This window comes from uncultured Winogradskyella sp., assembly GCF_947496485.1.
Lineage (GTDB): Bacteria > Bacteroidota > Bacteroidia > Flavobacteriales > Flavobacteriaceae > Winogradskyella.
In genome coordinates, this window is sequence record NZ_CANMCZ010000001.1 from 811,404 (window position 1) to 836,909 (window position 25,506).

The 25,506-nt window shown below is 32.2% G+C and carries 28 protein-coding genes and 1 pseudogene; 8 read left to right on the forward strand and 21 right to left on the reverse strand.

Translation table 11 applies throughout. From position 1 onward, the window contains the following. Nucleotide 1 precedes the first annotated feature (1 nt). From Q0822_RS03370 to Q0822_RS03415, 10 genes and pseudogenes are all read right to left on the reverse strand, one after another. Nucleotides 2-548 (reverse strand): annotated as a pseudogene (locus Q0822_RS03370) (RNA 2'-phosphotransferase). After that, entirely contained in the window at nucleotides 545-1,057 is a 513-nt protein-coding gene (locus Q0822_RS03375; RefSeq protein ID WP_299120139.1) for an O-acetyl-ADP-ribose deacetylase, read from the reverse strand. Before Q0822_RS03375 ends, Q0822_RS03370 begins: the two are co-directional and overlap by 4 nt. Next, a complete protein-coding gene (locus tag Q0822_RS03380; RefSeq protein WP_299120141.1) occupies nucleotides 1,054-1,473 on the reverse strand; it encodes an ADP-ribosylation/crystallin J1 in 420 nt (139 codons plus the stop codon). Before Q0822_RS03380 ends, Q0822_RS03375 begins: the two co-directional genes overlap by 4 nt. Beyond that, on the reverse strand, nucleotides 1,470-2,309 hold the full coding sequence (gene prs, locus Q0822_RS03385; RefSeq protein ID WP_299120142.1) for a ribose-phosphate diphosphokinase: 840 nt from the start codon (nucleotides 2,307-2,309) through the stop codon (nucleotides 1,470-1,472). The genes Q0822_RS03380 and prs overlap by 4 nt, the downstream gene beginning before the upstream one ends. Nucleotides 2,310-2,372: 63 nt before the next feature. Next, a complete protein-coding gene (locus Q0822_RS03390; RefSeq protein WP_299120143.1) occupies nucleotides 2,373-3,065 on the reverse strand; it encodes an NUDIX domain-containing protein in 693 nt (230 codons plus the stop codon). Nucleotides 3,066-3,104: 39 nt separating this feature from the next. Beyond that, nucleotides 3,105-4,367: a POTRA domain-containing protein gene (locus Q0822_RS03395; RefSeq protein WP_299120146.1), complete on the reverse strand. Its 1,263-nt coding sequence runs from the start codon at nucleotides 4,365-4,367 to the stop codon at nucleotides 3,105-3,107. After that, nucleotides 4,364-5,104, reverse strand: coding sequence for a hypothetical protein (locus Q0822_RS03400; RefSeq protein WP_299120150.1), 741 nt, complete (start codon nucleotides 5,102-5,104; stop codon nucleotides 4,364-4,366). Before Q0822_RS03400 ends, Q0822_RS03395 begins: the two co-directional genes overlap by 4 nt. After that, nucleotides 5,101-6,105, reverse strand: a complete 1,005-nt coding sequence (locus tag Q0822_RS03405; RefSeq protein WP_299120155.1) for a glycoside hydrolase — start codon at nucleotides 6,103-6,105, stop codon at nucleotides 5,101-5,103. The genes Q0822_RS03400 and Q0822_RS03405 overlap by 4 nt, the downstream gene beginning before the upstream one ends. Nucleotides 6,106-6,145: 40 nt before the next feature. Continuing rightward, nucleotides 6,146-7,027: a hypothetical protein gene (locus Q0822_RS03410; RefSeq protein ID WP_299120158.1), complete on the reverse strand. Its 882-nt coding sequence runs from the start codon at nucleotides 7,025-7,027 to the stop codon at nucleotides 6,146-6,148. Between the two features lie 28 nt (nucleotides 7,028-7,055). Then, the gene (locus Q0822_RS03415) at nucleotides 7,056-7,766 is read right to left on the reverse strand and encodes a DUF547 domain-containing protein (protein ID WP_299120160.1); all 711 of its coding nucleotides are present in this window, start codon (nucleotides 7,764-7,766) and stop codon (nucleotides 7,056-7,058) included. A 196-nt stretch (nucleotides 7,767-7,962) separates the two neighbouring features. On the opposite strand from Q0822_RS03415, the gene Q0822_RS03420 reads away from it, so the two are divergent. Genes Q0822_RS03420 through Q0822_RS03440 form a run of 5 tightly spaced genes read left to right on the forward strand, consistent with a single transcriptional unit; the run spans nucleotide 7,963 to nucleotide 13,508 of the window. After that, on the forward strand, nucleotides 7,963-9,267 hold the full coding sequence (locus tag Q0822_RS03420; protein WP_299120163.1) for an FAD/NAD(P)-binding oxidoreductase: 1,305 nt from the start codon (nucleotides 7,963-7,965) through the stop codon (nucleotides 9,265-9,267). 2 nt (nucleotides 9,268-9,269) lie between these two features. Further along, nucleotides 9,270-10,859 carry a 4Fe-4S dicluster domain-containing protein gene (locus Q0822_RS03425; protein ID WP_299120165.1) on the forward strand — a complete coding sequence of 530 codons (1,590 nt, stop codon included), beginning with the start codon at nucleotides 9,270-9,272 and terminating at the stop codon, nucleotides 10,857-10,859. Beyond that, nucleotides 10,859-11,329, forward strand: coding sequence for a hypothetical protein (locus tag Q0822_RS03430; RefSeq protein WP_299120168.1), 471 nt, complete (start codon nucleotides 10,859-10,861; stop codon nucleotides 11,327-11,329). Before Q0822_RS03425 ends, Q0822_RS03430 begins: the two co-directional genes overlap by 1 nt. Then, nucleotides 11,329-12,018 (forward strand): glycosyltransferase family 2 protein, encoded by a 690-nt coding sequence (locus Q0822_RS03435; RefSeq protein ID WP_299120171.1) that lies wholly within the window; start codon nucleotides 11,329-11,331, stop codon nucleotides 12,016-12,018. Before Q0822_RS03430 ends, Q0822_RS03435 begins: the two co-directional genes overlap by 1 nt. Further along, a complete protein-coding gene (locus Q0822_RS03440; protein ID WP_299122250.1) occupies nucleotides 12,018-13,508 on the forward strand; it encodes a cellulose synthase family protein in 1,491 nt (496 codons plus the stop codon). The genes Q0822_RS03435 and Q0822_RS03440 overlap by 1 nt, the downstream gene beginning before the upstream one ends. Here Q0822_RS03440 and Q0822_RS03445 read toward each other — a convergent pair. Next, entirely contained in the window at nucleotides 13,505-13,933 is a 429-nt protein-coding gene (locus Q0822_RS03445) for an SRPBCC domain-containing protein (protein ID WP_299120174.1), read from the reverse strand. The two genes, Q0822_RS03440 and Q0822_RS03445, sit on opposite strands and share 4 nt — an antisense overlap. 85 nt (nucleotides 13,934-14,018) lie before the next feature. Between Q0822_RS03445 and Q0822_RS03450 the strand changes: the two genes are divergently transcribed. Next, nucleotides 14,019-15,395, forward strand: a complete 1,377-nt coding sequence (locus Q0822_RS03450) for a mannosyltransferase (RefSeq protein ID WP_299120177.1) — start codon at nucleotides 14,019-14,021, stop codon at nucleotides 15,393-15,395. Between the two features lie 45 nt (nucleotides 15,396-15,440). On the opposite strand, the gene Q0822_RS03455 is transcribed toward Q0822_RS03450, so the two are convergent. Then, on the reverse strand, nucleotides 15,441-15,767 hold the full coding sequence (locus Q0822_RS03455; RefSeq protein ID WP_299120180.1) for a hypothetical protein: 327 nt from the start codon (nucleotides 15,765-15,767) through the stop codon (nucleotides 15,441-15,443). Nucleotides 15,768-16,041: 274 nt separating this feature from the next. On the opposite strand from Q0822_RS03455, the gene Q0822_RS03460 reads away from it, so the two are divergent. Together Q0822_RS03460 and Q0822_RS03465 are read left to right on the forward strand one after the other, a co-directional pair. Beyond that, on the forward strand, nucleotides 16,042-16,476 hold the full coding sequence (locus Q0822_RS03460) for a carboxypeptidase-like regulatory domain-containing protein (RefSeq protein ID WP_299120183.1): 435 nt from the start codon (nucleotides 16,042-16,044) through the stop codon (nucleotides 16,474-16,476). Nucleotides 16,477-16,567: 91 nt separating this feature from the next. Continuing rightward, complete coding sequence (locus Q0822_RS03465) at nucleotides 16,568-17,578, forward strand: transglutaminase domain-containing protein (protein ID WP_299120184.1); 1,011 nt, start codon at nucleotides 16,568-16,570, stop codon at nucleotides 17,576-17,578. Between the two features lie 35 nt (nucleotides 17,579-17,613). Here the strand turns inward: Q0822_RS03465 and Q0822_RS03470 are convergent, their stop codons facing one another. From Q0822_RS03470 to Q0822_RS03510, 9 genes are all read right to left on the reverse strand, one after another. Then, nucleotides 17,614-17,994 carry a hypothetical protein gene (locus Q0822_RS03470; protein ID WP_299120187.1) on the reverse strand — a complete coding sequence of 127 codons (381 nt, stop codon included), beginning with the start codon at nucleotides 17,992-17,994 and terminating at the stop codon, nucleotides 17,614-17,616. Between the two features lie 129 nt (nucleotides 17,995-18,123). Then, complete coding sequence (locus tag Q0822_RS03475) at nucleotides 18,124-18,963, reverse strand: pseudouridine synthase (protein WP_299120190.1); 840 nt, start codon at nucleotides 18,961-18,963, stop codon at nucleotides 18,124-18,126. A gap of 63 nt (nucleotides 18,964-19,026) precedes the next feature. Beyond that, nucleotides 19,027-19,731 (reverse strand): hypothetical protein, encoded by a 705-nt coding sequence (locus Q0822_RS03480; protein ID WP_299120193.1) that lies wholly within the window; start codon nucleotides 19,729-19,731, stop codon nucleotides 19,027-19,029. A 77-nt stretch (nucleotides 19,732-19,808) separates the two neighbouring features. Continuing rightward, on the reverse strand, nucleotides 19,809-20,756 hold the full coding sequence (locus Q0822_RS03485) for a carbon-nitrogen hydrolase family protein (protein WP_299120195.1): 948 nt from the start codon (nucleotides 20,754-20,756) through the stop codon (nucleotides 19,809-19,811). Then, nucleotides 20,757-21,659 (reverse strand): geranylgeranylglycerol-phosphate geranylgeranyltransferase, encoded by a 903-nt coding sequence (locus Q0822_RS03490; RefSeq protein WP_299120197.1) that lies wholly within the window; start codon nucleotides 21,657-21,659, stop codon nucleotides 20,757-20,759. Between the two features lie 48 nt (nucleotides 21,660-21,707). Next, a complete protein-coding gene (locus tag Q0822_RS03495) occupies nucleotides 21,708-22,637 on the reverse strand; it encodes a mevalonate kinase (RefSeq protein ID WP_299120200.1) in 930 nt (309 codons plus the stop codon). Between the two features lie 40 nt (nucleotides 22,638-22,677). Further along, nucleotides 22,678-23,751 (reverse strand): diphosphomevalonate decarboxylase, encoded by a 1,074-nt coding sequence (gene mvaD, locus Q0822_RS03500; RefSeq protein WP_299120203.1) that lies wholly within the window; start codon nucleotides 23,749-23,751, stop codon nucleotides 22,678-22,680. Nucleotides 23,752-23,756: 5 nt separating this feature from the next. Then, nucleotides 23,757-24,290 carry a DUF1697 domain-containing protein gene (locus Q0822_RS03505; protein WP_299120206.1) on the reverse strand — a complete coding sequence of 178 codons (534 nt, stop codon included), beginning with the start codon at nucleotides 24,288-24,290 and terminating at the stop codon, nucleotides 23,757-23,759. After that, nucleotides 24,287-25,498 (reverse strand): NAD(P)/FAD-dependent oxidoreductase, encoded by a 1,212-nt coding sequence (locus Q0822_RS03510; RefSeq protein WP_299122251.1) that lies wholly within the window; start codon nucleotides 25,496-25,498, stop codon nucleotides 24,287-24,289. Before Q0822_RS03510 ends, Q0822_RS03505 begins: the two co-directional genes overlap by 4 nt. Between the last annotated feature and the right edge of the window lie 8 nt (nucleotides 25,499-25,506).

The following is a 25,506-nucleotide window of genomic DNA, read 5'->3' on the forward strand; positions in this document are numbered from 1 at the left end:
ATCACTTAAATTCTATAAATTCTGAAGGCACATGTTCTGTTAACCACACATTATTTTCTGAACGATAAAACTTAAATCCCTTATCGTACATGTCTAAAGTTCTTATACTTAAAATTATTGGCACTCCTCGCCTACTTCCAACTTTGGTAGCCGTCTCTCTGTCTTCACTTAAATGCACGTGTTGCCTGCTGCGTTTTTGCAATCCCGAATGTTTAATAGAATCTATAAACTTCCCTACTGTGATGATATAAAAACGCTGGTGGTTGTATAGTTTCTAATTGTAAATCTATCGTTTTCACTGAATGACCTTGATTGGCTCTAATCATTGTTTGATCTTCATTAAATGCAAAACGTTGTTTATCATTAGTACTAACAATTTCGTTTAGCTCTTCCAAAGAAAAATTGACCTTCCTCGATTTTGCTTTTTCAATAAGCGCTTCGACATTGGCCCAACCATTTTCATTTAAGTCTAGATTTATATATTCTGGTCGATGTCTTAACACCAAACTCAGAAATTTACTTATTTGTTTTTTATCTTTTTCATTCATTTCAATAATTCTTTATATATCTGATAATTCTCATCATCAAAGCATACAAAAATTACATCTTCAATTGTGCTACTTTTATAACTTGAAACTATCTCTACAGCAATTTCTGCTGCTAAATCTTTTGGAAATCTATAGATTCCTGTGCTAATGTTTGGAAAAGCTATCGATTTTAAATTAAACTCTTCTGCTAGTTTTATACTATTCAAATAGCAATTTGACAAATCTTGTTTTTCCTTTTCTAATCGCTTTCCTCCATTATACACAGGGCCAACAGTATGAATCACTTTTTTAGCAGGCAACTTACCTGCTGTTGTAATAACCGCTTCACCTGTTTTGCATTTTCCTTGTCGGTTTCTTATGTCACGACATTCGTCTAAAATTTGAGAACCACCAGCTCTGTGGATGGCTCCATCAACTCCACCTCCTCCAAGTAAAGATGAATTTGCAGCATTAACAATAGAATCAACTTCTATTTTTGTGATATCTCCTTTTATCACTTGAATTTTCATATATTTTCTTTCAATCTTTCAATGCTCTCTTTCACTAATTGATGCAGTGAACTCTTAAACTTTTCTCCAACAAAGACTCTAGTGATTTTTATGTCTCCAACAATAGCTTGATTAAAAACTTCTAAATCTTCTGCTGGAACCCATAACTCATTATGGATTTTGCCACCTACATTTTCAATCTTGTATTTTATAAACTCCTCTTCTGTAACATCAAATTCAGTCACAAAACCAAGATAATTACCAAATTCATCGTTAGTATTCCACTTCGAAGCAATTTCAATAGCATATGCTTCATTTAGTACAGGATAAAATATGGGTTGTTGCTTTAAGCGTGGTGGGAATTTTTTAAATCCGCTTTCTGATATTAGAATTAACTCTTTCTCTCCTACAGGTCTATATAATTTTATTGTTCTCATTTCATTAATTCTTTAAGTTTTATCTGCACAATACCTTCGCCATCAACACTCTTAAAACTATCTGTTGTATAAATTTTAGTAAAATATTTATTCAATCCTTCAAAACCTTTACTAAAAATTCCATGACTAGCAGCCAAATACAATTTGCCAGCATTTTTCTTTTTTAATTCTTCTGCTAAACCGATAAAGGTTCCGCCTCCATCGCAAATATCATCAACTATTAAACAGTCTTTTCCTGCTAAATCATCTTCATAGACTTTAAAGCCTTCAAGTTTTCCGTTTTTTACATTTCGCATTTTAGAACATTCTACAACTGGCAAACCACCTAAAAACTCTGATACTTTATAAATCTTTTTTAGTGCACCACCATCTGGCGAGATAAGATTGACTTCAGAATTTATTTCATTTATAATAGACTTAATAAATGTATGATTTGAAATCACTTTGCAATTATTAAGTAAAGCTGGAGTGACTTCAGAATGTGGATCGAAAACAATAACAGATTCAAAATGTAATCCATTTATTAAATCTGCATAGACTTTAACTGTTAAGGATTCACCAGGAATCATCACACGATCTTGTCGCGCAGCAGGCATGTATGGCAAAAACAAGTGAATTGTTTTCGCATCCATTCTGCGTAATGCATCAACAGCAATTAACAGTAATCCCATATCATTAAATGATCGTATTCTTGTGGTCACAGTTACTTCATCAATAGCATTTAAATCTGAAAGAATCTTAATATGTGGCTCACCTCCTGAAAATCTAAAACTTTCAAACTTAATGTTATTTTCTTTACCTAAAGGCTGAAACGAAGGGTCTAAATTTAAAATCATTTGTGTTAATTTTACACAAATGTAAATTTAATAATTGTATTTACAAAATATTTTGTGTAATTATTACACAAACTTAATATCAAAGTGGAAACCATCATCCACTAAAACATCATACTTTTTCTTGTTAAACTTGAAGAGTTTTGCAGGTCTGCCACTTCCTTCCTGATGCATTTTTTTGGTTTCTTCTAAAAAACCGAAGCTCATAATTTTTTTTCGAAAATTCCGTCTATCGATATCTTGACCAAGAATTGTAGAATATAAATGTTCTAAATCTGAAAATGGAAACTCAGTGTTAAGCAAATCAAAACCTATAGGTTGGTATAACAATTTTCCTTTCAGTCGTTTTTCAGCAGTTTGAAAAATGGTTTTATGATCAAAAGCTAACTTAGGTAAGTCTTTTACCGGAAACCATTTGGCCTCTGCTGCATCTGTATCTGCTTTTATTTTAAAATGATTGGGACGGACTAATGCAAAATAACTAACAGACACTACTCTATTTCTCGGATCTCTTTTTGGTTTTCCGAAAGTGTACAATTGCTCTAAATAATCAATCTTAACTCCTGTTTCTTCTTTTAATTCACGCTTTACAGCAGCTTCTAATGATTCATTTTCTAGTACCAATCCGCCAGGTAAAGCCCAAGCGTTTTTATAAGGTTCTACACCTCTTTTAATTAATAAAACTAACAAATTGCCCTTAGATTCGTAGCCAAAAACCACAGCATCTACTGCAATTCTAATATTTTGATGTAATGTCATTTTGCTTTGTGTAGTATTAACACAAATATAAGAATAAAACTAGAAATACTGCCCAATACCGAAAACCAAACCTTGAGTAGAGTTTTGTGTTACTCCAATACCATAATCAATTCTAAAAATAGCATTGAAGATTTTTTTATGAATAAAACGTAACCCTAAACCAGGGTAAACTCGTAAATTTTGAGAATCTGCAAAATCACCAAAATCTCCTCCAGGATTTCTCCAGCTACCAGCATCAACAAAGGCATTTCCTTGTAAAGAAAACCAACCTTTTTCGTATAATGTGTGTCGATACTCCGTATTTATAACTATTGCTGCTGTGCCTCTATCAATAATATTACCAACACCTCTAATATTTAGGTTATTATCTACAGCAAATGGCGCAAATGGTGTATCATTATTTGTTGCCACACCTAAACGCAAACGATTAGCCCAATTTCCTCTTTTTCCAAAACGTTTAAAGTATTGAAAGTCATTCCAGCCAATTAAGAAATCAGGTAATTGTGCATTATCTCTAGAGTGAACATATTGAAAATTGAAAATACTACGAAAGCCTTCAATATATTGGTAATCGTAATTAAGATTATTGTATTCGTAAATCAATTTATACAACATCTTTTTCACTATTAATGCTTGCGGAACATTTGGATTTGTAGCACCCGATTTATATTCATAATCTTCAGTAAAAAAGTTAACACCTGCTTCTACACGATTTGTGAAGTTAATTTGATAAAGTCCTAACACCTCTAACGACTCATTATTATAACGATAGTCTGCTGTAGTATTATCAAAAAAAACAGGTTCTTGTGTAGTTAAATTTTGAAAGTTAACTGCTAGTCCCAATTGTCGGGAAAATAGATATGGTGCCCTTAAATTTATGGCATAAGAATCATATATATCTTTTTGATAAAAACCGCCAAATGTAATGTTCTGACCAAATAAATTAAACTCATACAAACCTAAACGATAAGCAAATTCATCATCATTAGTTGTATATACATTTGCTGAAGGAATAATTGTAAAATTCTCTTCGATGTTATAAAAGACATTAAACTTATTAGGTTCTTCGGCCGGAAAGACTTGATAGTAGGCATGTGCAATGGAAGGCAAGCGTTTAAGCAACCTAATATCTTCTTCTATCACAGTAGAATCTAAAACAACACCAGGTTTTATATTAGAAATCTTTTTAACAAATGTACTTTTTAGTTTTTTATTACCCTGTACCTTTAGGTCAGCTACTTTGTTTTGAGAAAAACCAACCGTACAAAAACTAAAGAAAAGTAGAATTAAAATTCGTGTCATTGTAGCGTAAATTGCGAAATAAATACTTCATTCACCCAATTATCTTCACTCACATCCATGATTGTAAATTTGTAATCTTGCCCGAGCATTAAATCAGGAGGTGTTCCTTCAGTAATATTCAAAACTACATTAGATGTATTATAATACTGAAACTGTGTTTCAAATGTATAAGTTCCTGACAATAAATAATCATCTACTGTAGATAAAACTTCAAAAAATATAGCATTATCAGCTTCAGAATTCACCTCCCAATTAAAAATTGGCATTAGTGGTTGGTCTTGATTTATAATTATTTGATCTGAAAAAAGTGTTGGCTGTATTATATTTTTTGTCCTTATAGGATTAGATAATTTAATCTCACCATCTAACTCATATGTTACGATTAACCATTGTTCGGTAGTAGACGATCTAGTAAATTTACGGAGATAACCATTAAAAAAAGGAGAATCACTGATAGTTACTAAGTTATAGTTTGAAAATAAATTTGGATCTACATCACCAGAACTTGTTTCAAATAATTTAAAATTTGTAGCATTTCCTTCAGGATAAAAATAAGTTTCTACAATCTCTGCGTTCCCATTATTATTGGCAGAACATGCAATTACGGCTCCAATTTCAATAGCTTTGCCTTCAATATATGTAGACAAAATATTCGTATCATTTGTTAACGTACTAAAATCCTCATCAGAACAAGACATTAAAACCAATACAATTAAGACGTACTTTAAATAATTCATTCCTTAATCTTATAATAGTCTTTTATAACGGATTCCACAGGCTTATTTTGAGGAGTAAACCTTGGATTATCTTCTCCACCAACCTCATCGTGTTTATGAAACCATTTCCATACAAAACCACCTGCAAACCAGTCTTCTTTCCAAAAGGTTTCAAAAAGCGCTTTTGTTGTATTGACCTGTGCTTCTAGATTTACATCAGTCATAGTGTGATCTGAAACCCAAGGTTTACGACCCGAAAAATCCACACTTCTATAACCATATTCTGTAAATAAAATAGGCCTCTCATACTCTTTTGCCATTTTAGCAATAATAGGCTTATGTGTTTTCCATCCTTCGATACAATCTTCAAAAGATGGTGTTTTTTCGTCACTTACAGGGAAATAAGCATCAACTCCAATATAGTCTAATTCATCCCAGAATGGTGTTCGGCGAAACTCATCCCAGTTGGCTGCGTATGTTAATTTACCAGAATAAATTGCTCTGATTTTTTTAATTAAATCAAACCAATATTCGGGTCTGTATTTCACAAATAATTCTAATTCTGTGCCAATGCAAAATATCTCAGCGTTAACCTCCTTTGCAAGATTCGTATATTCCAATATAAAACTTGTATATGACGCTTCTAACTCTTTCCAAGTGGCTTCTGACGTCATCATAATCTCACCTGTAAACTCACCTCTCCAAACCCAAATTTGAGGCTTAAGCATTATTTTAATATTCTTTTTTCTAAGCTCTTCTATATATTGTTGTGCTCCAGCCCTAGTTTCCCCAAACCATTGTCTATCTGTATTATGAATAATCTCTGGATGCTCTAAATTTTTAATAAAGCCAAAAGGCATTATTGCTGCGTAATTGGCATTGACTTTGACAACAGGGTTTACATGAGATTCATCAATTACATCTCTTGAAGCTACAAAACTGACACCATTAATTTTTTCTTGTTGTCCGTTACAAGCAAATAATGTCGTTAATAAAAAGGAAAATATAAAGCGCTTAAACATTTGCATTAAGATTGGTTTTAGCGTCTAATTTATACAAATCCTAAAACAATGCTCTTAAACCTATATTAAATGTTTGCCCTAAACCTGTATCACTTCCTCTCACAAAATTAGTGTAAAGCGTTTCTATGTTTAATTCCTTAGTCAATTGATACTTAAATCCACCACCTACTGCAGTAAAATCTTGAGAAAAATTATTACCTGCATCAATAAGTTGCGAATGCTGTATAAGTCCTAAAATTGTGAATTTAGAGTTTGGAAAATAACTCAAAAATAATCCAGGTGTCAGACGCAAACTATTATTTGCGAAACTATCTTCTTTTTTTCCAAAATTGTATTCTGTATTTAGCTCTGTAAACAACTGCCAATCTCCACTCGGAAAAGTATAATCATAGAAAAATCTATTTTGAAAAGTGAATCCCTTTTGATCTAAAAACACACCATCCTCTACTTCATTATCTACTAAAGGAATATGAAAGGCGGTCTGGATTGTAAAATTAGAAATACTTTTAAATGGATTAAACTTTACCGCTGGTGCAAAAGATGTAAATCCAGAACGTGCTGTACCAGTTTCACCATCAAAAGAAAATACATCAAGCGCTTTTCTGTCATTAATAACATTAGATCTAAACTCAAGAATTAGTCCCACATTAAAACTACTATTCTCAGAAACTCCAGTAAAAACATCTATAGTAGAAGTGAAAAATGTTTGTCTAGGAATATCCCTTTCATCACCATTTGGACCAAACAAGTCTCGTGTTTCTGTGTATAGGTTGTTAAACCATTTAATGTCCCATTGCCCTTTATTTAATAATTTTGAAGGTGTGTACTCTTGTATCACGCTTTTTTGTGAATCTTCATCTTCTTGTGTAAAACCTGTAAAAGATATCATTACCGTTGCTATAAATATGCTTAATTTTTTCATTGCTTTTTATTTGGTTGTTTGTTCTTATTTATTGTTTATTTAAACTCCAGTCATAAGTAAAATAACTCAGCTTAAAATTATCAGGTATTTTTTCTATTCTATACTTATTTATAAAGTCTATTTCCGTAATTCCATTCATTGTGAAATCTTCTTTGTACCATTTCATAATTTCAGAAGCTTGTACTCTTTTCTTTTTTGTATTTACTTTTAAGAAGCTACCGTTCAATGCCTTTTTTGTTTGAGTTTCTAACTGAGTATCTAATGTTTCTGGCATATATGCTTCACTAATTAGTGGAGGGCAGCCTATGGCACCACACACCAACACAAAATGAAAGCGCGCATCTTTAAATTTTGCTCTTAGCAATTTGTGTTCAATATCATTAAGTGTTATTTTTTTTCCACCCAGACTATATGTTGTCTTATCGAAAAAACCATTATTATCTAGAGGAGACTTTGTAGGATAATTGTCTATAATGCCTTTGATTACTGAAATGTTATATGCGTTAATCCAAAAGGCTTGGTAATTTTTGGCATCTGAAGCATCAACTGAAACACCTTGCGCTATTTCTAAAAGTTCATCTAACGCAGATTGGTCTTTATAGATGTCAGAATATGACACTTTTCCATTTGAAACATGCGCTTCTAAAAACGTATTTGTCTTAGAAAAAAACGTCTCTAAATCTTGAGCGCTTATGGTTAAAGAAAAAAGAAAAGTCATTAAAAATAGGTACGGTTTCATCGCTTTGAATTTTGATTAACGGCTATTATGTCGCACATAAAATCGCTGGCTTACAAGATTTGTAAAAGAATTTCAGCGTCTGACTTAAGGAGAAAACCTTACACGATTGTTTAATTTAAAAACGATATAAATAAGAGTTTTGGATTAAGTTCTTATCTTTAAAATCGACAGACCACTAACTAACAAACACAATTTTATGGAACACATCGTTATTATTGGAAACGGAATTTCTGGCGTTACTACAGCTAGACATATCCGAAAACTCTCCGATAAAAAAATTACTATTGTTTCTGCTGAAACAGATTACTTTTTCTCTAGAACTGCATTGATGTATATTTATATGGGACATATGAAGTTTGAACATACGCAGCCTTACGAAAATTGGTTTTGGAAAAAGAATAGAATAGAACTTAAGAAAGGTTATGTTAAAACTGTTGAAACAAAATCCAAAACACTTCACTTTGCTGAAGGCGATACATTGCAATACGATAAATTAGTTATTGCCACAGGAAGCAAACCCAATAAATTTGGCTGGCCAGGACAAGATTTAGAAGGAGTTATGGGCATGTATCATAAACAAGATTTAGATAACCTTGAAGTACATGCACCAAATAATAAAGTTTGTAAACGTGCAGTTATTGTCGGAGGTGGTTTAATAGGAATTGAACTGGCTGAGATGCTAAATTCTAGAAGTATTCCAGTCACCTTTTTAGTACGAGAGGATAGCTTTTGGAATGGTGTTTTACCAGAGGGTGAAAGTGCTATGATTAATAGACATATAAAAAATCATCATATCGATTTACGACTTTCTACAAATCTTAAAGAAATAAAAGCAGATGAAAATGGTAAGGTAAAATCTGTTATCATTGAAGAAACAGGTGAAGAACTACCATGTAATGTAGTCGGTTTAACAGCAGGTGTATCTCCTAATATTGATTTTATAAAAGATTCTGAAATTGAAGTTGGTCGTGGAGTAAAAGTCAATCGTTTTTTAGAAACAACCATAAAAGATGTCTATGCCATTGGTGATTGCGCAGAACAACATGAAGCGATTGGAAATCGGAGACCAATAGAAGCCGTTTGGTACACAGGTAGAATGATGGGAGAAACTTTAGCACAAACTATTTGTGGTAACCGCATTGAATATAAACCAGGTCACTGGTTTAATTCAGCCAAATTTATGGATATAGAATATCAAACCTATGGTTGGGTATTTGGAGATAAGGGGAGACCAGAATATGAGAAGCATTTCCATTGGAAACATTCAGATGACACAAAATGTATTACTGTAGCTTATCATAAAGATACTAATGAATTCCTAGGTATCAATACCTTCGGTATTAGAATGCGTCATGAAACTTTTGATAAATGGTTAACTGAAAAACGTGATGTTGACCATGTGATGAATCACCTATCTGAGGCAAATTTTGATCCTGAGTTTTATTCAAAATTTGAAAATGATATTCTTTCTGCTTATAATAACCAACTACAAACCGTATAAAAATGAGTAATAAATTAAATCATAGTATGTCTTTAGCAAAACCAGATGCTTTAGATATTACAACTAAACAAAAAATAGCTTTGGCAATTGGAGTCATTGGTCTATTTATATTAACTCTAGCACTTTTCAATACCAACTTTCCAAATAAAGGTTTATTCTTATTACTATCTCTAGGTTTCATAGCTATAGGAACAATTGTGTATTCTAGAGAAGCCTATTTAACAAAGCTAGAAGGCATAAAAAACGATGGTCAGTGGTTTAAATCTATTTCTTCTCGTGGAGTTTGGGGATGGATTGTTGGTGTTATTCTTACAGGATTTTATATCGTGCTTTACTTCTACCCTCAGTATTTAGGATTAGGTGCAGATGGTGCTGCAAATACACGGTTAATAAGTTTGTTTGATCCTTTGAGTCAATTATTAAGTGGAAGAAATGCAAGTCAGTGGTTTGTATATGGCACACTCTATACAGTTGCTATTTTGGCATTTGGTTACAAATTCATACTCAAATATAGACACAATCGCTATCAACAAATCCGCACAGTTTCGGTAATGTTCTTTCAATTAGGTTTTGCCTTTTTGATTCCAGAATTTATGTACGTTATGAATAACGATTTGCCATATTATGACCTTAAATCAATGTGGCCACTCAACTATTATATTTTTGATGAGTGGTCTGTAAACGGTTTTCTTTCTAATGGAAATATAGGCTTAGCTTTAATACTTTTTGGTATCATAACTATCTTTGTTATATCACCAATCTTAACCTATAAATTCGGTAAACGTTGGTATTGTTCTTGGGTTTGCGGTTGTGGTGGACTGGCTGAAACTGCTGGTGACTCCTTTAGACATTTATCCTCTAAAAAAATGTCGGCTTGGAAAATAGAACGTTGGTTAATTCACTTAGTCTTGGTCTTCTCAGTAGTAATGACCACAGCAATGGTTTACACTTATTTAGGATATGATAAAAATGATTTTTGGTTAACTAGAGGTGTTTTTATCTCATTAGTGATTGGTTTTTTAACACTCGTCTTCGCAGGAGTTATGTTTTTTAAAGGTAAAGAACTAGGTAAAGATGCTAAATACGGAGCTATTGGATTCTTTTCTGTTATTGCATTACTACTAATAATGCATTTTACAGGCACAACAGACAATATTTTCTATGTAAAAGCCGGAGCTTTAAGATCCGCTTATGGCATTTATATAGGTTCAATCTTTTCAGGTGTTATAGGCACAGGCTTCTACCCTATTTTAGGAAGTCGATCTTGGTGTCGTTTTGGTTGTCCGATGGCTGCAATTCTAGGATTCCAACAGCGCTTATTCTCTAAGTTTAGAATTACAACTAATGGTGGACAATGTATTTCTTGTGGAAACTGTTCTAACAGCTGTGAAATGGGAATTGATGTAAGACATTATGCTCAAAAAGGTGAAAACATAGTACGTTCTAGTTGTGTTGGTTGTGGAATTTGCTCTGCAGTTTGCCCAAGAGGAGTGTTAAAATTAGAGAATGATAGTATGAAAGGGAGAATTAATCCGACTGAGATTTTATTAGGTAACGATGTTGACTTAATGGAACTTGTAAATCAAAAGTAATGCGACTATTATTTATTTTCTGTCTTATTTGTAGTTTTGCGACTGCACAAAAGCATTATCAAAAAAACTATTTTGATAATGGGAATATTAAATCTGCTGGTTGGATTGAAAATGGTAAAAAAGTTAAGTATTGGAGAACCTATTACGAAAACGGCAACCTTAAATCTGAAGGGCATTTCAAAAATAATGTTCGCACTAAATTCTGGAAACTATACAGTTCTAATGGTGTAAAAGAAAGTGAAGGGCATTTTAAAAATGGTAAAAAAATAAAATGGTGGGTTTTCTATGATAGAAATGGTAAAGTAAATCATAAATGCCAATTGAGTAATAATAAAAAAAACGGTTACTGTTTAATGTATAAAGATGAAGAATTGACTTCTGCAGCAAAATATTCGCTCGGAAAAAAGATTAAGGAATGGACAGACTTAAAATCATTCAAGAAAGAAAATAAACTATCTGATCTCTATTAATGACCAAAATTAAAGTTATCATTCCTGCATTTAACGAGGAAGAATCTATTCCATTAGTTATAAAAGATATTCCTTCAACTGTAGATGAAGTTATAGTAGTAAGCAATAATTCAACTGACAACACAGAAGTTAATGCTAAAAAAGCAGGAGCTACAGTTTTAGTAGAGCAAAGAAAAGGTTATGGCTATGCCTGTTTAAAAGGAATGGATTACATAGCAGAACAAAATGAGAAGCCTGACATAGTTGTTTTTTTAGATGGAGATTATAGCGATTACCCAGAAGAATTAACAAAAATAGTTCAACCAATAATCGAAGACAATATTGATTTTGTAGTTGGTGCTCGTACAAAAACATTGCGTGAAGAAGGATCAATGACTAAGCCACAAATTTTTGGTAATTGGCTGGCCACAAGCTTAATGAAACTTTTTTTTCGTTCTACATTTACAGATTTAGGACCGTTTAGAGCTATTAAATATGAAAAACTTTTAAATCTTAAGATGGAAGACAAAACTTATGGTTGGACTGTTGAGATGCAACTCAAGGCATTAAAGCAAAAATTAAGTTATAGAGAAATCCCTGTTAATTATAGAAACAGAATAGGTGTCTCAAAAGTTTCAGGTACGATAAAAGGTGCTATCTTTGCAGGCGTAAAAATCTTGACATGGATTTTTAAATATAGTTTTAAGTGATATATCTTCAATATACCATAATTGTAATTTACACTATTGCCATAGTGCTTATTTTCATGTACTCTTTGGCGCAATTAAATCTGCTTTATAATTATTTATCTTCAAAAAAGAAAAGAGAAAAGTGTGACACTTTCGATTTGTCAAATCCTAAAGAAATACCTTATGTTACTATTCAACTTCCTGTTTTTAACGAGATGTACGTTATGGAGCGTTTGTTGGATAATATTGCTTTACTCGAATATCCCAAAAACAAGTTAGAAATTCAGGTTTTAGACGACTCTACGGATGAAACTGTTGCTACTACTAAAGCTCAGGTAGATAAACTAGCCGCTACAGGATTAGACATAACTCATATAACCAGAACCAATAGAACAGGTTTTAAAGCTGGTGCCCTAAAAGAAGGTTTAGAAATCGCAAAAGGTGAATTCATTGCTATTTTTGATGCTGATTTTTTACCACAACCAAATTGGCTAAAACGTACAATCCCTTATTTTAAAAATGAAAAGATTGGTGTAGTACAGACGCGTTGGGGACACATTAATAGAAATTACTCAATACTAACTAAAATACAAGCATTTGCATTAGATGCGCACTTTACACTAGAGCAAGTAGGTAGAAATAGTAAAGGGCATTTTATTAATTTTAATGGTACGGCTGGTATTTGGAGAAAAGACTGCATTATTGATGCAGGTAACTGGGAGGGAGATACACTTACTGAAGATTTAGATTTAAGTTATAGAGCACAACTGAAAAATTGGGAATTCAAATATTTAGAAGATGTTGAAACACCTGCAGAATTGCCAATAGTTATTAGTGCTGCACGTTCACAGCAATTCCGTTGGAACAAAGGTGGAGCAGAAAACTTTAGAAAGATGCTAAAACGTGTCGTGAAGTCAAATAACATTTCGACAAAAACCAAAATACATGGCCTGCTTCATCTATTGAATAGCACAATGTTTTTGAGCATATTTACAGTTGCTATTTTAAGTATTCCTATGCTTTACATAAAGAACGAATATGCGCATCTTAGAAATTACTTTTATGTGATGAGTTTCTTCGTAATGAGCACTATCATATTCTTTGTATGCTATTGGTTTATGTACAAGAACATTTATGGTAGTGGGTTTAAAAAATTCTTTAGTTATATAGGCATGTTCTTTACATTTTTCTCAATAGCTATGGGTTTTTCGTTACATAACTCAATTGCAGTTCTCGAAGGTCATGCTGGTAAACGCAGTGATTTTGTGCGTACACCAAAATTCAATCTGAGTAAGTATAAAGACAATTGGAAAAACAACAAATACTTACGAAAAAACTTATCGCCTAACGTTATCATAGAAGGGATTCTAATGCTCTATTTTGGCTTTGGTATGTACAGTGCCTTTGTTGTTGGTGACCAAGGAGGTGATTTTGGTTTATTCCCATTTCACTTGATGCTATTTATAGGCTTTGGATATGTATTTTTTAAGTCTTTAAGTTCTAAAGTCTAGCTTCTTTCCTCAAACGGAATAATAATTCCTTTCTCTAAATAATCTTTCAACCCTTTTAATAACATTGCCCAACAAAAAGACGAATGTTTAAAATGGTTATTACATTCTGGCCAATCTTTATGGAAAAAATTGAGACAGATGCCTTTGTCTTTCTGTTTTAAGTTAAAACCAAACGTTGTTGGGTTCCAATCGTCATCAGACTTGGTCATTTTATAATGAATATGATCCCATTGCTTGCAACTTTTTACTTCGGCATACCAATCGTATTCATCTGTAAAATTGAAATTGTACTCCTTACCCACTTGCGGAGTTCCTGAGCATTTTAGTGGCCACCAATTAACTAAATGTTCGGGTTCAGAAACCGCTTTGTAAACACTTTCTTTATCACTCTTAATTATAAAATTGAAGTATATTGAATGACTCATGATTTAACTTTCTTTAGATTAAAGTTATTAATCTTTTTTTTAAACGACTATATCACAGTTTTAAATAATTCTATCTTTGATTTTTATGCTCGGATTAGACAACTTATTTAAATATCATAAAATACCGCTACTCTTTATTGTATTGAGTACCATTTGTTATCTCTCATTTGCATATGATTTGGTGAGAACAGATATTTCAAAATTACTTCTACTCTATATTGCACTCTTTGTATTTGCTTATCAAATTATAAAAAAGACAGGTTTTTATTTTAGGCTTTTAGTTATTTCAGCTGTCTTGTTTCGATTATTGTTTTTATTTGCTATTCCTAATTTGTCTCAAGATTTCTATCGTTTTATTTGGGATGGACGCATGATGCTTGAAGGTTTTAATCCGTACCTATATACTCCAGATAACATTATACAAAATGGAGGAACCAAAATAGCTCAAGCGAAAGAATTATATAATGGAATGGGAGCGTTAAGCGCTTCGCATTTTACAAATTATCCACCTATAAATCAGCTTTGCTTTATTTTAGCTAACCTTTTTCCTGGAAAAAGTATTTTAAGTTCAGTTATTGGTTTAAGACTCATAATTATAGCTGCAGATATTGGAACACTCTACTTTGGTAAAAAGCTTTTAGAGCGTTTAAAACTACCTTCAAATAGAATCTTTTGGTATGTTTTAAATCCATTTATAATTATTGAACTCACAGGAAATCTTCATTTTGAAGGAGTAATGATCTTCTTTTTAATTTGGAGTTTATATTTATTGCATTCGGGTAAATGGAAATTGGCCGCAGTTGTTTTGGCATGCTCTATTTCTGTAAAATTGATTCCTTTAATGTTTTTGCCTTTGTTTTTCTGGTGGTTTATGAGCAATAAGAAAATTGAGACTTCTGTCTTCGCAGGAATGAAAAAACTAATTTCATTTTATGGTATTATAGGAATAGTCACAATACTTCTTTTCCTTCCATTCTTTTCCTTGGAATTCATTGACAACTATTCTAAAACGGTCGGACTTTGGTTTGGGAACTTTGAATTTAATGCAAGTATTTATTATCTGCTAAGAGAAATTGGTTATGCCATCACTGGTTATAATGAAATTGCAATTATTGGTAAAGTGCTTCCAATAGTTTCACTACTTACTATTTTAGGATTTTCATTCCTTAAACAGAATAATGCAACTTCGAAATTGATAACTTCAATTTTACTGGTTTTCACTATATACTTGTTTCTCAGTACAACTGTGCATCCATGGTACATAAGTACACTTGTCATCCTTTGTGTATTTACAAACTACAGATTTCCTTTAGTTTGGTCTTTCATAATTATACTAAGTTATTTAGCTTATTCTAATACTGAAAATACAGAGAATTTATGGATAATTGGTTTTGAATACCTTATTGTATTTATTGCTTTTATTTGGGAAGTACTATTAAAAAAAAGACTGCCATTGATCTAGCAGTCTTTTGCTCTATAAAAAATGTTTTAAACTAACTATATGTGTTTAGCTAAAATCTTCGTCCTCAGCACCAGGTTCTAACTGTGGATCTTGAACTGCATCTGGATCATCATCTTCAAAATCCTCATAATCATCTTCATCATAATTTTCCATAGTTACGGCTAACTTAGTACTTACTTTAACCAAATACTTGGTATCTTCGGTAGTAACCTCTACAGCTTCTATCAATTCATTTTTTGCATTTCTGAATGAAACGATTTGGTCATCATCATAACCATCTGGATATTTTTCGACTAATAGGGCTAAAATTTCTGGAGTCAATTTCCTGAAATCAACAATAACTCGTTTTAGATGTGCGTCTTTTGGTTTCATTTTTTTAATTTTTGGAGCTAATTTTTAATAAATATACTATTTATTTGTTTACGCTAATAGCATCATAAAATCTTTTTTCTTTCTTTCATTTTTTTCGAAAAAAAAAGAAATGTGATTGATTTTCTGATCTCCAAAACTGTTTTCGACAACTTTCCTAAAGTCCTTTACTCATTTAAAATAATACTACGCTCATTAGAAACTTGTGATTACTCAAAACAATTTTTAACTTGCAGGTATAGCTTATAGATTTGAAGCAAACAAAATATTTACAATTATGAAAACACAATTAACATTAACTCAGAAATCAGCCTTTAAAACTTTTGGTTTTATAGGTATTATGATGCTAACGCTCTTTGCTTTTAATCCTATCTATGGACAAACGAAAACTACAACCTCTGCAGAAGTCGCAACAAACGAAAGAACAATCAAAGGTTTGGTTAGCGATGAAGAAAAACCGCTTGAAGGTGTAAACGTTATCCAAAAAGGCACCAAAACTGGAACAGTTACTAATGAAAAAGGTGAATTTACGTTTCCAAAAAAACTAAAAACTGGTGATATTTTACTCTTTAGTTATTTAGGTTACGAAACTCAAGAAGTAAAAATTAAGGACAATACCACATTTATCACTCTGAAACTAACAGCAGATTTAGTAGAAATGATAGGTGCATTAGATACTGCAAAGCCTTATAAGTCTAAGCGTAAAAATTAAATTTTATTTATAAAATCTAGTCTCCTCGAGCGCAGTTGATTGGTCTTTTATAGGTCTCGACTGCGCTCGATTAGATAATAATCAAATTTTATTGAAATCACTCGTATTCATATTACTATTTATTGTATTCCAATCTCATGCTCAAATCTCTGACTTTAATCATATCGATTTTAAAAAGGCAGATAGTATCGCATTGGGATGCAAGGATGAAGGTTTAGATAATCTACCTCAACTTACTTATCAACTTACATCTAGCTTAGATACAGACGTTGAACGTTTTAGAGCGATTTATAGATGGGTTTGTAATAATGTAGCTAATGACTACAATTTGTACCTAAAGAATAAACGTAAACGCGAACGCTTTAAAGACGACAGTATTAAGTTTAAAACTTGGAGCAATAACTTTAGAAAAACACTTTTTAAAACCCTTCTAAAAGACCAGAGAACTATTTGCACAGGTTATGCTTATTTGGTAAAAGAATTGGCTAAACTAGCAAATCTAGATTGTGAAATAGTGCAAGGCTATGGCAGAGTAAGCACAACAGATATTGAAAACCTAGATTTACCAAATCATTCCTGGAATGCTATAAAATTAAAAAACAAATGGTATTTGTGCGATCCTACTTGGGCAAGTGGAATTCCAGATCCTGAAACCAATAGATTTACGTTTCAGTATAATGATGGTTTCTTTTTAGCTAATCCTGAGCTTTTTGCCGTTAATCATTTCCCAGAGGAAGCTAAATGGTGGCTTTTAGATAAAGAAATTCCAACATTTGAAACCTTTTTGGCTTCACCAATAATCTATGGTAAAGCTTATAAAAATCTTAGTCTTCATATTGCACCAAAGCAAATGCACCATACCATAAAAAAGCACGAAAACGTAGCCTTTGAGTATAAACTCATTAAAACCATTACACCAAAAGACATTAGCCTTATGATTGATAATGGTTTTAATAATTGGAAAACTAAACCGCAGTCAGTTTCTGTTGAAGACAAGTCGTTAATTCTAGAGCACCAATTTAAAACATCTGGTTTTTATGACGTCCATTTATATATTGGTGACGACTTAATTTCTACCTACACCTTTAGTGTAGAAAACTGATAGTCTTAGTTTATTTAGATACTATTAGTAGTCTTCTACAATTCCACTAAAATATTGTTGATGTCTATCTCTAACTCTTTATTGTCGCATTCAACAAGACTCAATGGTACTTTTTGTCCATAATCAACATTATTTGTTACAACAACAATTACATCGTTATCAGACAATTCAACCCATCCACTATCTGTAGTGCTAGATATATTCTGCGTATGTAATATGCTATAATCCTGACCGTAAACTATAAAATCGAAGCTACGTGTACCATTATTAGTTAATCTAACTTTTGGCAAATCATCAATACATGTTTGCAGCTCAGCGGTAGGATTAGTAATTGCTGAGTTTTCTTCAATTTCAGACAAGTCTGTTGTACAATTTACTATAAGTAAAAGCACAAAAATGTATCTTACATTTTTCATAAGTAGGTTATTTTATACAATTTGGGACAACAAACATATATAAAATAAACAAACCACCGACAAAACGTAGTACTTATTCGATGAACGGTAAACTCAAAAAAATGTGAAATTTGGTGTTAATCCCAGGAATTATAACATTTTCAAGGTATTTATCTCTTGTTCTGTTAAGTGTTTCCAGTGACCTCTAGGAATGTCTTTTTTTGTTAAATGACCTATTGCAACACAGTCTATTTTTACAATATCGTAGTTGAGATTATCAAAAATTGTACGTAAAATGGTGTTTCCAGTGTTCTTAATTTTAATTCCTATTTGATTTTTAGATTCACCTTTAATATAACTTATCTCTTCAACAGCAATTAATTTTCCTTCAACCTTAAAGCCTTCTTGAATCTTTTTTAAATCTTCAAACTTTAAATTTTTATCCAATTCTACTTGAAAAAGTCGCGCTACACCGTTTTTTGAATTCGTGAATTTTTGAACCACTTTATCGTCGTTAGTAAACAATAACAAACCCAACGAATTTCTTCCTAAACGACCAATAGGCTTAATGTTAGCATTAGTAGCATTCGCTATCAGATCCATAACGGTTCTCCCTTTACCTTCTGCTGTCGTTGTAGCAAATCCCTTTGGCTTGTTTAATAAAACATAGACTTTAGCTTCTGGAGTGATACGTTGACCATCAAAACGAACCTCATCAGTGCGTTTCACTTTATAACCCATTTCGGTAACCACTTTACCATTGACTGTAACTAAACCAATAGCTATATTTTCATCTGCTTCTCGACGAGAACACATACCAGAATTAGCTATATATTTATTTAAACGTATCTCATCTGGATTAGATGTGACATTAGATTTTGTTTTCTTCTTAAATGGAGCATTCCCTTTGGCAAAACCTTTAGTTTTACTATTAGCATGTCCTCTTCCTGAAGTTTTTCCTTTTCCTCTGCTATCTTGATTTCTGCTCATTGTATAATTTTTTGCAAAGGTATAACAATAGTTTACATGTACTAACCTCTGTTACAGTGATTTTTAAAAAGAAATTTTATTTTTACTTAACTCAATTTTTTGAACATATTCATAATCAAAAAATCCTGCTTTTATTTCTAAAACAACCATATCTCCTACATTGATTTGATTCCATAACTGTCGTTTTAGTTTAAACCTTTTTTTTGCATTGTCTATTTCAATAAAAATCCAATATGCCTTTGAACGTGCACCACCCGAAGATTTGTCATTTACTATAAAATCTGACCTAACGACATTCTTAGCTGCATATAAAGAATTTAAATAACTTGCACTCGAAGTTGAAATAAACATAAATCCTAAAACAAAACCAAAAATTATAGCATAGCGCCTTCCGCTTTCTTGAAAAACTGTAGGTCTAGATAGCTTCAATAAAAACAAACTTATTATACCAACTACAAAACCAACTAAAGTAAAGCTTTTCCAAAATCTGGGTTCTTCTATCATATTTTCAATAGTATCCATTTGAAATATTAAAAATATGAGTCCACCGCCAAATAAAGCAACAGATACATGCTGCCAAACCTGATCTTTAAAGCTTGGTTTTTTTTCTCTTTTATGTTTTGTAGGAAAGATATCATAAAGAATCTCTTCAGAATTTCTAACAAACCAAATTAGGTTATGTACAACTATTAGAAATCCAGCTAAAGCAATAAATCTCAACCATGAAGTTGCTTCATAAAACGGAATTATTAATAACAACCCACCCACTATTTGAGTACAATGTATGAGAAGTTTTTTTTTCTTTTGTCTATTCAAAATAAATTGTGAATTCGGACTTAATTACTTTATTTAATTTCAACAGTAGTTTGTCTCTCTCTATTTACAGTCAATTTAGTTACATCTGGTCTCGAATAATGACCAACAGGATCAAAGTTTTGTCGCTCTTCTAGCACACGATTAAATTCTATAGTTTGAACGATTAAACCTTCTTTATGTAATACAGGTTCAACAATCCATTCACCATCTGGTCCTGCAATACAACTACCTCCGTTAGCTAAAGTATCTGGTGCATTTTTGAGAATAGCATCCAAATGCGGAGTGTTTTTTGGAAAATCGGATTTTGACATTAAACTTGACACCGAAACGACATAAGAGCGAGATTCTCTAGCGATAAATCTCGTGATATCTTTTGTGTTATGATGACTACCAGGCCAAACTGCAACATGTAAGTTTTCACCTTGACCATATAATGCTGTACGCGGCAATGGCATCCAATTTTCCCAGCAATTTAGTCCGCCAACCGTGAATGCTTTTAAAGGATGTACTTGTAAACCGTTGCCATCACCTGGAGCCCAGGTTAAACGTTCATCATAAGTAGGCTGCAATTTTCTGTGTACTGATTTTATTTCCCCTTTTTCACTGATATAAACCAAAGATGCATAAATGCTATGACCTCCTCTATCAGTTGGTCGTTCCATAATGCCCAGGTATATCGCCATTTTATAGGCTTTGGCTAATTGACACACACCATTTAATTCACCTTTTTCAATGCAAATAGAATTGCTGACGTAATGTGCATGCAGCTCTTTGTTTACATCTTTATTCCATTCTGCACCACCAGTTAATGCTAACCAAAATGGATATCCAGGTAATAAGGCTTCTCCAAATACAATAAGCTCGCAATTTTGTTTTGCTGCGTCTTCAATAGAACTTTCAATTTTTTGTAAAGTGGCACTTTTATCTAACCAAACAGGTGCGATTTGTGCTATGGCTATTTTTAAGTTTGAACTCATTTAAATTCGGTTTAAAACGACAGATACGTCAATTAATAATATCGAAAATACTCCAGCAACTATTATAAATTTAAGGATGTTATGAAGTAAAAGATAATGGTTTTTATTGTTTGATTTCCAGAGTATGATTAGAAAAACTAAGAGTAGAATTATGCTGAGATAAAAGAAATAATACATATGCCCTATTTTAAAAAACAATATCAATACTACTGCTGCAACGATTGTTAATATTGCAACGATAGTAAGCATTAGCTTCGATATTTTTTCGCCATATACTACTGGAACAGTTCTGTAATCTAAAGCTAAATCTCCTTTTAGGTTTTCAAGATCTTTTGTCAATTCTCGCATAGAAACTAATAAAAAGAGAAAAATAGCATGTGCAAAAACCACCAATTCAAAATTCTTATAATAAATAAAAATGGCAAAAAATGGAGTTACTGTTAATATAGCAGAAACGATATTACCAGTCATTGGTTGTTTCTTTAAACGATGCGAATAAAACCAAATTGCGAAGATGTAGAGTGCAAAAAAGATTACAGCTTTAAAAGACACATAACTAGCAAAAACAACAGCTAAAAAATTCAATACAAAGTAAAATGAAAGCTTGGTATTTTGACTTACCAATCGATCTAACATTGTCTTTCTAGGTTTATTTATTAAATCTTTTTCAGAATCATAAAAATTATTAATTATGTAACCAGCAGCAATTGTAGCAGATGATGCTAAAACCAGCATGAGTAAATTAACATCAAATAGGACTGACTTTATCGTTTTATCAGGTGCAAAAATGTAAATAGAAGCTAAATATTGAGCAACAACTATAACAAGTACGTTGTAACCACGGACTACCGAAAACAGGCTGAAAAATTTAAGAAGAATATGTTTCTGCCGTCTTGATAACATACATTAAATTTTTATGGAATTCTGAAACAAATTCAGAATGACAGAGGATTAGAAGTTATAAACCACTTCTAACTTATGTGCTTTCAAAGCTTCTTTAGCTTTATCGATATTCTCAGTAAACCCAAGAATATAACCTCCACCACCAGAGCCACAAAGCTTTAAATAATAATCGTTGGTTTCAATACCTTTTTTCCAGAGTTCATGAAATTGTTTTGGTATCATCGGCTTGAAATTATTTAACACAACCTTAGATAGCTGCTTAGTATTCTTAAATAACGATTTAATATCACCTTTTAAGAAATCATCAACACAAGCGTCTGTATGTTTTATAAATTGGTCTTTGAGCATACTACGGAAGCCTTCATTTTTCATGTTTTCCATAAAAATACTAACCATTGGTGCAGTTTCACCAACAATACCACTATCTAATAAAAATACGGCGCCTTTTCCTTCAGTTTGTTGAGACGGTATTCCAGTGGCTTCGATATTATCTTTAGAGTTTATTAATATTGGAAGGCTTAAATAACTATTTAAAGGATCTAATCCTGAAGATTTACCATGAAAAAACGATTCCATTTCTGAGAAAATCGTTTTTAACTTTAAAAGCTTTTCACGTGTTAAATTCTCTAAGACAGTGATTTTATCTGAAGCATATTTATCATAAATCGCCGCAACTAATGCCCCACTACTACCAACACCATAACCTTGAGGAATAGAAGAATCGAAGTACATACCAGCATCGACATCATATTGTAAAGCATTAATATCGAAAGTCACTAAATTTTCGTCTAAGTTCTTTAAATACTTAACAAAACGTTTTAAACTATTATTAGATTCAATAGCGTCTTGTGTAGGGTTCTCGTCTACTTTTAAAGCTCCGTTGTAAAAATTATAAGGAATAGATAAACCTTTGGAATCTTTTATGATTCCATATTCTCCGAATAAAAGAATCTTAGAATAAAATAGTGGTCCTTTCATATATAATAGCAGTTTCCTTTAACAAATATACGTATTAAAATTATATTCGGTTTGCACCTAAACCAATTTCATCGCAAATATAGTGTCCGTTTTGGCAGTATTGCGTTAATTCTTTCTTAATGAAATTGAGTACAGTCTCTTTTTCATTTTCAGGATATAGTACGTGCACATTTGCTCCAGCATCTAATGTAAAACATACATTAGAATTATTTTGCTCCCTAAATTTCCAGATTTTATTAATAATTTCTAGAGTATTCGGCTTCATCAAAATAAAGTAAGGCATACTTGTCATCATCATTGCATGGAGCGTTAAAGCTTCACTCTCCACAACTTTAACGAATTCATTTAGGTCACCTGAAGCCAAAATAGTTTTCAGCTTAGCAAGATTTTCATGTGCCTGAGCAAATCGCTCTTTTGCAAATGGGTGACCAAACATCAATTTATGACCAACAGTACTACTTACTTGTTTTTCACCTTTATCAACTAATAAAATGGTGTCTTGGTAATTTTTGAAGTTTTTGTGTACTTCTCCTTCAAACTTTACTCCATAAAGGTCTGAACTTTCTGTGCTTTCATTTTTCCCCCAAACCACGAGTTCACCTTCAACACTTCTACATGCGCTACCAGAACCTAAACGCGCTAAAAATGATGCTTTTTGGTTAAAGTAGTCATCAGCATAATCAACACCTAAATCTTCCTCAACACTCATTAAACATAGCGCTAAAGCACTCATACCAGAAGCTGATGATGCAATGCCAGAACTGTGAGGGAATGTATTTGAGGTTTCGATTCTAAAATGATAATTCCTCAAAAATGGCATATACATTTCTATACGCTCAAAAAAGGTTTGAATTTTTGGTTTAAAGGCCTCATTTTTTTCTCCTTCAAAATACACATCGAAACTAAAATCTTTACTTTCTTTTTTAGTATATATAACCTCTGTAATCGTTTTACAATCTGAAAGTGTAAAGCTTATTGAAGGGTTTTCTGGAATCTGATGTTCTTTTTTTCCCCAATATTTAACCAATGCTATATTACTTGGTGAGGACCATTTCACTGAACCCTTTTCAATATTGTTATTATATGTATTGAGAATAAAATCTTGTTCTGTCATTGATTTCAAATATCTGACAAAGATAATAGTTTTACCATAGTTTTATAGTTTCTAGACGTAGCACTGACATTTAACTTTCGTTCAAAAAAATTAAGATTGAATTTTGCATTACCATAGCCATTAGCACAATAGAAATAGAGACAGTCATTTAAAATGACATATTCTTCGTTTTCATAGGTTTTCTTACAAGCTTCTTTAACTAAATCTTCGTTTGGAATTACTGATAATATGGCAAAATAACTGTTTACTTTCTTTTTTTTAGGAAATGGACAATTATTAAAAGCTGATTCTAAATCATCTCTAAATCGCACCATAACTGAAACCTCAAAACCGAAATGGTCTAGAATTGACTTTTTGATACTAACTTCTAATTTTTCTTTGTCTTCCTGTAAAGATTGAAAAATCACATTTCCACTTTGGATATAAGTTTTCACATTTTTAAAACCAGATTTAGTCAATAATTCCCTTAGATCAGCCATTGGGACTTTTTTGTGACCTCCTACATTAATTCCTCTTAGAAGTGCAATGAAAGTATTCATTTATTGATGTTTTTAGCAACGATATAAGCACCTGTCCAGGCATTCTGAAAATTAAAACCGCCTGTAACAGCATCTACATTAATAATCTCTCCTGCAAGATATAAATTTGGAATTCGCTTGCTTTCAAAGGTTTTAAAATTCACTTCCTTTAAATCTACTCCACCAGCAGTTACAAATTCTTCTTTGAAGGTACTCTTCCCTGTAACATTAAAGACAGCTTTTGTAAGTTGAGATGATAAATCCTCTAATTGCTGTTTATTGATATCTGCCCAACGTCCTGTTTCATTGATATTAGATGCTAAAACTAACTGCTTCCAAAGTCGCTTAGGCAAATCGAATTGTGCTGAGTTAACTATCGTCTTTTTTGCAAATCCAAGTTTAAAGTCTTTAAGTTGATCTAAACAAGATTCAAAATCTAATCGAATAAAATTTATCTCAATTTTAAAATTGTAATCTAATTTTGCTAATTCAATAGCACCAAAAGCGGAGAGTTTTAAAATTGCTGGAGCACTCATTCCTACATGTGTAATTAGCAAAGGTCCTTCTGAAACTAAATCAGTTCCTAAGACTTTAATTTCAACATCTCTTGCTACGACTCCTGGAATATCTTTGATGCGTTTATCTTTAATATCGAAAGTAAATAGTGATGGTACAGGCTGTACAATAGTGTGCCCTAAATCTTCGAGAAGTTTCCAGATTTTTGGATTACTTCCTGTGGCAACAACTACTTTATCACCGATAATTGTATCTTGAGAGGTTTCTATTTTGAAATCATTTTCTCTGGCATCAATTGATTTTACAGAATGGTTATAAAACACCTCAACCTTATGCTTTTTAGCTTCATTTAAAAAGCAATCAATTATCGTTTGGGATGAATTAGACACTGGAAACATTCTGCCATCATCTTCGATTTTCAACTCTACTCCGCGCTCTTCAAACCAAGCTATAGTATCACCTGTCATAAAGCTGTGAAAGGGTCCTAAAAGTTCTTTTTCACCTCTAGGATAATTTAACACCAATTCTGAAGGCGTAAATTCTGCATGCGTTACATTACAGCGTCCTCCTCCAGAAATTTTTACTTTTTGCAAGCCAGTTTTTCCACGTTCTAAAATAGCAATTGACAACTCAGGATGTTGCTCCGCAATATTGATGGCAGCAAAAAAACCTGCTGCACCACCACCTATAATTATAATGTCTTTTTTAGTAATCACTTTTT

Coding starts and splice junctions, on each gene's coding strand:
- Q0822_RS03450 (WP_299120177.1), top strand. CDS start 14,019: ATGCTCGGATTAGACAACTTATTTAAATATCATAAAATACCGCTACTC.
- mvaD (WP_299120203.1), bottom strand. CDS start 23,751: ATGACAGAACAAGATTTTATTCTCAATACATATAATAACAATATTGAA.
- Q0822_RS03415 (WP_299120160.1), bottom strand. CDS start 7,766: ATGAAACCGTACCTATTTTTAATGACTTTTCTTTTTTCTTTAACCATA.
- Q0822_RS03425 (WP_299120165.1), top strand. CDS start 9,270: ATGAGTAATAAATTAAATCATAGTATGTCTTTAGCAAAACCAGATGCT.
- Q0822_RS03430 (WP_299120168.1), top strand. CDS start 10,859: ATGCGACTATTATTTATTTTCTGTCTTATTTGTAGTTTTGCGACTGCA.
- Q0822_RS03405 (WP_299120155.1), bottom strand. CDS start 6,105: ATGTTTAAGCGCTTTATATTTTCCTTTTTATTAACGACATTATTTGCT.
- Q0822_RS03475 (WP_299120190.1), bottom strand. CDS start 18,963: ATGAGCAGAAATCAAGATAGCAGAGGAAAAGGAAAAACTTCAGGAAGA.
- Q0822_RS03470 (WP_299120187.1), bottom strand. CDS start 17,994: ATGAAAAATGTAAGATACATTTTTGTGCTTTTACTTATAGTAAATTGT.
- Q0822_RS03485 (WP_299120195.1), bottom strand. CDS start 20,756: ATGAGTTCAAACTTAAAAATAGCCATAGCACAAATCGCACCTGTTTGG.
- Q0822_RS03445 (WP_299120174.1), bottom strand. CDS start 13,933: ATGAGTCATTCAATATACTTCAATTTTATAATTAAGAGTGATAAAGAA.
- Q0822_RS03505 (WP_299120206.1), bottom strand. CDS start 24,290: ATGAATACTTTCATTGCACTTCTAAGAGGAATTAATGTAGGAGGTCAC.
- Q0822_RS03390 (WP_299120143.1), bottom strand. CDS start 3,065: ATGACATTACATCAAAATATTAGAATTGCAGTAGATGCTGTGGTTTTT.
- prs (WP_299120142.1), bottom strand. CDS start 2,309: ATGATTTTAAATTTAGACCCTTCGTTTCAGCCTTTAGGTAAAGAAAAT.
- Q0822_RS03400 (WP_299120150.1), bottom strand. CDS start 5,104: ATGAATTATTTAAAGTACGTCTTAATTGTATTGGTTTTAATGTCTTGT.
- Q0822_RS03495 (WP_299120200.1), bottom strand. CDS start 22,637: ATGAAAGGACCACTATTTTATTCTAAGATTCTTTTATTCGGAGAATAT.
- Q0822_RS03410 (WP_299120158.1), bottom strand. CDS start 7,027: ATGAAAAAATTAAGCATATTTATAGCAACGGTAATGATATCTTTTACA.
- Q0822_RS03435 (WP_299120171.1), top strand. CDS start 11,329: ATGACCAAAATTAAAGTTATCATTCCTGCATTTAACGAGGAAGAATCT.
- Q0822_RS03455 (WP_299120180.1), bottom strand. CDS start 15,767: ATGAAACCAAAAGACGCACATCTAAAACGAGTTATTGTTGATTTCAGG.
- Q0822_RS03490 (WP_299120197.1), bottom strand. CDS start 21,659: ATGTTATCAAGACGGCAGAAACATATTCTTCTTAAATTTTTCAGCCTG.
- Q0822_RS03460 (WP_299120183.1), top strand. CDS start 16,042: ATGAAAACACAATTAACATTAACTCAGAAATCAGCCTTTAAAACTTTT.
- Q0822_RS03395 (WP_299120146.1), bottom strand. CDS start 4,367: ATGACACGAATTTTAATTCTACTTTTCTTTAGTTTTTGTACGGTTGGT.
- Q0822_RS03420 (WP_299120163.1), top strand. CDS start 7,963: ATGGAACACATCGTTATTATTGGAAACGGAATTTCTGGCGTTACTACA.
- Q0822_RS03380 (WP_299120141.1), bottom strand. CDS start 1,473: ATGAGAACAATAAAATTATATAGACCTGTAGGAGAGAAAGAGTTAATT.
- Q0822_RS03375 (WP_299120139.1), bottom strand. CDS start 1,057: ATGAAAATTCAAGTGATAAAAGGAGATATCACAAAAATAGAAGTTGAT.